The sequence below is a fragment of the Schwartzia sp. (in: firmicutes) genome (genome assembly GCF_978017985.1).
The window spans coordinates 1-7,079 of the sequence record NZ_CDXDFU010000065.1; the positions used below are offsets into that span (position 1 = coordinate 1).

Annotated in this window: 8 protein-coding genes; 7 read left to right on the plus strand and 1 reads right to left on the minus strand. The window is 46.3% G+C overall.

Translation table 11 applies throughout. The features are described from left to right. The coding region (locus ACY69O_RS03105; protein ID WP_462332009.1) for an ABC transporter substrate-binding protein at window positions 1-704 on the plus strand (704 nt) is incomplete at its 5' end. An 85-nt stretch (window positions 705-789) separates the two neighbouring features. On the opposite strand, the gene ACY69O_RS03110 is transcribed toward ACY69O_RS03105, so the two are convergent. Then, window positions 790-1,629, minus strand: coding sequence for a MerR family transcriptional regulator (locus tag ACY69O_RS03110; RefSeq protein ID WP_462332010.1), 840 nt, complete (start codon window positions 1,627-1,629; stop codon window positions 790-792). A 141-nt stretch (window positions 1,630-1,770) separates the two neighbouring features. On the opposite strand from ACY69O_RS03110, the gene ACY69O_RS03115 reads away from it, so the two are divergent. From ACY69O_RS03115 to ACY69O_RS03140, 6 genes are all read left to right on the plus strand, one after another. Next, entirely contained in the window at window positions 1,771-2,562 is a 792-nt protein-coding gene (locus tag ACY69O_RS03115; protein WP_462332011.1) for a metal ABC transporter ATP-binding protein, read from the plus strand. Continuing rightward, window positions 2,562-3,404 carry a metal ABC transporter permease gene (locus tag ACY69O_RS03120; protein WP_462332012.1) on the plus strand — a complete coding sequence of 281 codons (843 nt, stop codon included), beginning with the start codon at window positions 2,562-2,564 and terminating at the stop codon, window positions 3,402-3,404. Before ACY69O_RS03115 ends, ACY69O_RS03120 begins: the two co-directional genes overlap by 1 nt. Before the next feature lie 19 nt (window positions 3,405-3,423). Continuing rightward, a complete protein-coding gene (locus ACY69O_RS03125) occupies window positions 3,424-3,903 on the plus strand; it encodes a hypothetical protein (RefSeq protein WP_462332013.1) in 480 nt (159 codons plus the stop codon). Between the two features lie 165 nt (window positions 3,904-4,068). Beyond that, window positions 4,069-5,013 carry an AEC family transporter gene (locus tag ACY69O_RS03130; RefSeq protein WP_462332014.1) on the plus strand — a complete coding sequence of 315 codons (945 nt, stop codon included), beginning with the start codon at window positions 4,069-4,071 and terminating at the stop codon, window positions 5,011-5,013. Window positions 5,014-5,044: 31 nt separating this feature from the next. Beyond that, a complete protein-coding gene (locus ACY69O_RS03135) occupies window positions 5,045-6,520 on the plus strand; it encodes a TolC family protein (RefSeq protein ID WP_462332015.1) in 1,476 nt (491 codons plus the stop codon). Beyond that, the coding region (locus ACY69O_RS03140; protein WP_462332016.1) for an efflux RND transporter periplasmic adaptor subunit at window positions 6,521-7,079 on the plus strand (559 nt) is incomplete at its 3' end.

Consider the following 7,079-nt stretch of genomic DNA (forward strand, 5'->3'; position numbering starts at 1 on the left):
CCGAAAAGGTTATGGATCCGTCTGTAGAACAGATTATGGGTTGGAAACCTGACATTATCATTGCCAATACATGGACGAACATGGAAAAGGTTACGGCGCTTCGTGAGCTTGGATTTCCTGTTGTAGTGGTCGGTCCCGGGAACTCCTACGCGGATATTCAGGGGGATATTCGTCTTATTGCACAGAGCATTTCCGAGAAAGAGAAGGGACAGCAGATTATCGCGAAGATGGATGAGATACGCGATGATATCGTGAAAAAGGTGGAAAAGATTCCTACTGAAAAACGAAAGTCCGTAACGCTTCTTTCAGTCATGCGGCAGTATGGCGGAGCAGGGAGTGCCTTTGATGATATGTGCCGTCTTACAGGCGTGCGCAATGCCATCGCCGAGGTGGGAGTGAAGAACGGACAGGTTCTTACAAAGGAGCTTCTCGTCAAATCCAATCCTGATTATATTCTTCTGCCAAGCTACGATGATAAGGGAACCTTTGACATTGACGCATTTATCGCATCTTATTTAGAGGATCCATCTCTGTCATCCATGCGCGCGATACAGAACCGTGCACTGATATTCCCAAGGGAAAGCTATATTTATAATTCTTCACAGGATTTTGTTTTTGGTATGCAGGAGCTTGCTTATGTGGTCTATGGCGACGAGTTCGCGCAGGAACCGAACCGCCATATATCCTTCTCGGGAGAAGAATAAGAAATCATTGATGTGGTTTTTTCAAGTTTAATAAATGCAGAAACGCAAACGGCGTCCGTTTTCGGACGCCGTTTTTATATGCTTATTATTCGAGAGAACGCACAGGAAGCGCGAACTCTGTGATATACCGTGTTTCGCTTGAGGTCTGCCAGTAGTCCTTTATGGACTGTACGATGATGTCTCCCGTGACCTCCAGATGATTGCGTGAAAGGTACTCATTGAGCTTTTCGTAGATATCCTTATAATTGCGTGTGTAGGTACCGGAGAAGAATATGCGTACATACAGACCTGCTGGAATCTGCAGTGTTGGAAGTTCTTCCTTCGGAGTAGTGACTTTAACGAAATATCTCCATGTTCTGTGCTGATTTTCGCCAAAGAAATCGCTTTGGCGGATTATCCATCCGGGAGGAGTGTTTCGAAAATCATCCTTTCCGAAGATAGATATGACATGGTCTGAAAAGAGCTGCATGCGGGCGGAGGAATCAGCATCCGGCGGAACAGGATCGCTGGCGAAAATATCCTGCGCAGGAAGCCATGTTGTCTGAAAGACGCCGAGCGGAAGTCCGACCTGCTGCTTGAGCTGACGAAGTAAATATTCCATGGCTGTCTGCTTTTCGCGGATAGCGGCGATAATCCGGTCATCTTCTGCCTTCTGACGCTCTAAAAGACGTGTCAGCGCGGCAGGGCTGCGGTTCTCCAAAAATGAGCGGATTTCCTTTATAGGGACGTCAAGCTTTCTGAGGTTTAAAATTATTTCAAGCTCGTGAAACTGGTCCACGGCATAGTAGCGGTAGCCGTTTTTTTCGACAAATGACGGAACAAGCAGGCCTGCGTTAGAATAGTATATTAATGTCTGTTTGGGAATGTGGTAAAGGTTCGCAAGCTCACCTATGGTGAAACAGGCCTGTTTTTTCTTTTCCTCCAAGGGAAAACACCTCCGGGTGAATTTTTACAATATCTATTATAACGCAAAAAGTTAGAAAATCCTTCCTTAATAATGCAAAATGTGCGAAAATAAAGGAATGTAGATAAAAAGTTTTTATCCTGGAAGGAAAGGCGTATAGATTTGTTTAAGTCAATATTGCATCACCCGGCAGCATCGGGAGATGACTGCGGCAAACTCTGCTGCACAAAAATAGAAAATTTTGGAGTGAGCTTTGGAGAAATGAAGCTCTTTTCAGATGTGAATATGCACGTCCACTGTGGGCAGCTGACTGCTATAATAGGCCCGAATGGAGCAGGAAAATCTACTCTTTTGAATGCTATTCTCGGAGAAGTCCCTCATACGGGGAATCTGCATTACGTAGATGCAAAGGGAAAGCATACAGGGCATCCTGTTATAGGATATGTGCCTCAGCATCTGCGTTTTGATGTAAGTGCGCCCACCAGTGTTATGGATATTTTTATGGCATGTCTTTCGAAGCGCCCTGTGTGGCTTTGCTCATCAGAAAAATTCAGGACGCGTGTAACCGAGGATCTTGCCCGTGTCCAGGCGGAGCAGCTTATTGACCGCCGGCTCGGAGCACTTTCGGGAGGAGAACTTCAGAGAGTTCTTCTTGCGTTGGCTCTCGACCCTATGCCTGACCTTTTGCTTCTTGATGAGCCTGTATCGGGAGTGGATTATAACGGACATGTACGTTTCTATGAGATTTTGGATGAGCTCAGAGAAAAAGAGGATATGGCGATAATCCTTATATCCCACGATCTGCGTTTAATGGCAAAGCATGCCGATCAGGTTGTACTTATGGACCACGGAATAGTGACAAGCGGAACGCCTGAAGAGGTTTTTGGTAATCCGCGTACTCAGGAAATACTTGGACTTGTGCCGGGGCTTACCTATGAAAAGGAGGCCCGGTAATGGAACTGGTATATAGTGTTTTGGGGGTTCTTTTCCCCTTTGAGTGGATGGATCACATCTTCATGAAGAATGCGTTCCTTGCTGTTCTGCTTGTGACTCCGTTGTTTGGGCTCCTGTCCACGATGGTCGTGTCGAACCGAATGGCATTTTTCTCCGATTCTCTGGGGCACGGAGCGTTTACGGGAATAGCACTGGGAGCGCTTTTGGGGGCAGTTTCGCCTCTGGCATCGTTAATCGTCTTTTCGCTTGTTTTTGCCTTGCTTATAACATATATTAAGAATCACAGCAGGACATCTGCCGATACGATTATAGGAGTTTTCTCGGCTACAGCGGTAGCCCTTGGTCTGATGCTTATGTCGCGAGGCGGTGGCTTTAACAAGTTTTCATCATATCTCATAGGAGATATTTTGAGTGTTGTGCCCGAGGATTTATCCTCTCTGGCGATTGTATTTATTCTTGTTACGATTGCATGGGCCTTTCTTTTTAACCGGCTGCTGGTGCTTTCGGTCAATGCGCCGTTTGCGAGAAGTCGCGGAATCATGGCTTTTTTTACGGAAAGCCTTTTTGCGTCGCTGCTTGCTGTTGTCGTGGCCATAAGCATACAGTGGGTGGGCATTCTGATAATCAATTCACTATTAGTACTCCCTGCGGCTGCGGCAAGAAATATTGCCGCCAATGTAAAACAGTATCATGCCGTTTCGGTAGGGACAGCGATGTTCTCTGGTATTACGGGACTGATTCTGGCTTACTACTTTAATATGGCTGCCGGGGCATCTATCGTAGTTGTTGCTTCCACAGTATTTTTCATTACATGGATGCTGCGGGGGAAATTCCTCAAATAAGATAAAAAGGAGATTCTTCATGAAAATAGAGAGAGTTGAAAAAGGTGTATGTTCCTTATGCGGAGGCGCAGATGATGTCCTTTGCATAGATTGGGGCGAGGCGGAGCTTTCACCTGTGCTTCTTTGCGCAGGCTGCCGCGATGAGCTTAAAGAAAATATCCGTGATGCAGAAAAGTGTACAGAAGACGCATCAGCTTCCAATCTTCCTCCTCTTACGGAGAAAATCGCTGCAGAAGCCGCGCAGATGACTGAGGAAGACTTTGACGAAAAGTATCTGCAGGATACTGTCGACAGAGTTGTATTTGAGTTCATCAGGGGATATGGAAGGATGGAGGTAGACGGTCCGTCCATGAGCATGATGGTTTTAATGTTGGAGAATGTATCCGAAGAGGAAATCCTGGAACACATTCAAAGTCTTGCGGAACGTGGCATTCTTTACCCTGTTGCGGGCAAGAAAGGCTGGTATGGTGCAGATTATCCTTTCTTAGACGATAATTAAAATATTAGAAAACTAATTTTAAATTAACAAAAACAACAAATTATTTTAAATTTTCTTTCGTATCATAATGGTACGGAAGGAGAAATATTAGAAAAATGGTTTTCGAAGATTAGTTTGATGATGAAACAGTCTTTGAATGTCATATAAATAATGGGGAATTGTTTCATGGACATTAAAATGAAACTCCTCGTGTTCGCTGTAGATTTAATCTGTCCACTGATACTGGGTTATGCATGTAAGTATCAGAAGCGTCTTGGGGATACGTTCTTTAATAAAATGATATTGAATAATATTCTTGTGGTCTGCCCTATAGTTTCGTTTCTGAGCTTTTGGGTTATGCCGATTACACGGGAATTTTTATGGCTGCCTCTTATCAGCATAGCGCTTGGTCTTATACCGGGGGCGATGGCTTACTGGCTGGCAGGCTATAAATACAAGGATTTCAGGGAGCAGGGCGCGTACGTCATGGCGGCGAGTCTTTCAAATCTCGGAACGATTGGCGGTATATGCGTGTTCCTTATTTACGGGGAGTCCGGGTATGCTTATCAGCAGATTGCGACACTGTTTCAGTATGTGCTGATGTTCATGTTCTGCTATCCGCTGGCCAGAGTGTACGAAACAAAGGCACAGGGAAGAAGCGGACAGAAGGTATCTATTCTTTCCATGTTGTTCTCCAAAAAACAGCTTGCGGTGCTTGGAATTCTTTTGGGCGGTGTTCTGCAGTATGCCGGGGTACCGCGTCCGGAGGCATTCAATGGGGTGACACAGATATTTATTCATCTCGGAGCATGGACAGGACTGATTCCTGTCGGATACTCCGTTGAGTTTTCAAAGATTAAAAAATATTGGACATCGCTCTTTGACTTGTCCTTTATTAAATTTATTGCGGCACCGGCCGTTGTCTATGGTCTTTCACATCTTGTTATCAAGACTCCGGACATGCTCGGCTCGCTGCTGATATTGTCCGCTACTCCGACAGCTGTTAACGCAGTTGTGACAGCGAGACTTTACAATCTTTCGATAGATTTGTCTGTTGCGGCCTTTATCGTGACGACTATCTTATTTTTATTCATTGTTTATCCGGCTTTGTTTTTTGTTTTGGCAGGGTAATTCCCTGATTCTCATGAGAGGACTGAGACCTATGAAGAAAACAGGACGTTTTAAGAAAGGAGCGGCTCTGGCGGCAGCGATGCTGTTCTACGGGGCAGCGACAGCCAGTGCGGCGGATCTCACGATTCAGCAGGCGGTAGATATGGCGCTTGAGCAGAATATTTCGCTCAAGATTACGGAAAAAGGAGAAGATACGGCTAAGGCGAATCTGAAGTCCGCAAGAGGCACTAACAGCTTCTCGGTTTCAGCAGGAGCAAGTCTTACCGATACAAAGACAAATGATGTTGAAGCAATCCGAAACGGTTCGACATCTCTGAGTGTTTCTTTGCCGCTGTATTCCGGCGGAAAGAATCAGGCGGGTATCAAGAGCGCGGAAATCGGTATGGATGCCGCACGTCTTCAGACACTGCGTGAGCGTGAAAATCTCCGTCTTAAGGTCATAAAGGCTTATTACGATGTGCTGGAATCAAAACGTGTAGTTGAGATAGACCAGGAATCTGTAGACAGATATGAAGCACATCTGACAAACATGGAGCAGCTCTATTCCGCAGGAAGCAAAGCACGCCTTGATGTTCTCCGTTCTTCGGTTGAGCTGACGAATGCGCGCCAGACTCTTATCAAGGCAAAAAACTCATACGAGGTAAATGTTGTTACTCTGAAGAATCTTCTTCGTATGGATCAGAGCGAGCCATTGAATCTGACTGAGGATTTCAGATTCATGCCGTTCTTCCCGAAAATGGATGCATGCGTAAGCTATGCATACGCAAACAGAAAAGATTTAATCGTCGACACCTACAAGCTGAAACAGCAGGAGCTTGCAGTTACTATGGCAAAGGCAGGATATCTCCCGACTCTTACGCTTAATGCCGGTGTCAGCGGAGACCACCGCTTTACTCAGGGCCATGGCAACGACCATTCCCGCACTATCGGCCTCAGAGCGAACTGGAATATATTTGACAGCGGTGTTACTGAGGCTGCCGTCGATAAAGCAAAGACGAATTATGAGATAGCGGAGCTGCAGGTAAAGAAGGATAAAGAGGATATTGACCTCAACGTCCGTCAGCAGTACTACAATATGCGCGAGGCACAGCGCCGCCTCATTGCTACGCAGTCCGCGGTAAAGGAAGCAGAAGAGGATTACTACATCACAAACGAGAAATACCGTGCAGGTCAGGGAATTATGCTGGATATTCTCGACGCGCAGGTAGCACTCTCTACGGCACAGCTTAACTACATCAGTGCCGAATATGATTATGCACGCTATAAGGCTGCTGTTGAAAACGCGGTTGGTCTTGATATAGGCCAGTCCCCTGATGATATTGACCCGAATGCTGTTATTGAGGCAAAGAAACGCTTCGGAGACAGACCTGTTCCGACTGATGCTCCGGTATCCCGCGATTACCGCCATGCACGCTCAGTTGTAGATGATGAACGTGTTCCGGAGGAAATCGAGGCTGCTGCGGCTGCGGCAAAAGCTGCTAACAGACATGACAGAGAGGTGAGATAAATGGAAATCAACGGCAAGGTAAAAGCAGGTGTAATAGCTCTTGTTATTGCGGCGGGTGCCTTTGGAGGTTGGCAGTATTACCGCTCCGGGCAAAAGGCGGAAAAAGCAGCACAGGTACAGACCGTTGAAGTAAAAAAGCAGGATCTCAAATCTACTGTTTCAGCAACGGGAACGCTCCGTCCTCTGAACTCTGTAGAAGTCAGCTCAAAAATTACGGCACGTATTAAAACGGTGCTTGTAAAAGAAAATGATAAAGTAAAAGCGGGGCAGACGGTCGCTACCCTTGACGGCAAGGATTTTGAGGCAAAGCGCGAGCAGGCCCAGTACAAGGTTGTCAATGCAAAAGCAAAATATGACCGTATGACGCATCTCTATAATATCGGAGCCAGCACTCAGGAGGACTATGAGGACGCGGTATATCAGTACGATACGGCTCTCAGTAATCTTGAGGTAACGGAGTCCGATTTGGCGGAAACTGTCATCACAGCGCCTATGGACGGAGTTGTTGTCGGTGAACCTCTGACACCGGGTACCATGGCGGTACAGGGCAATTCAAACC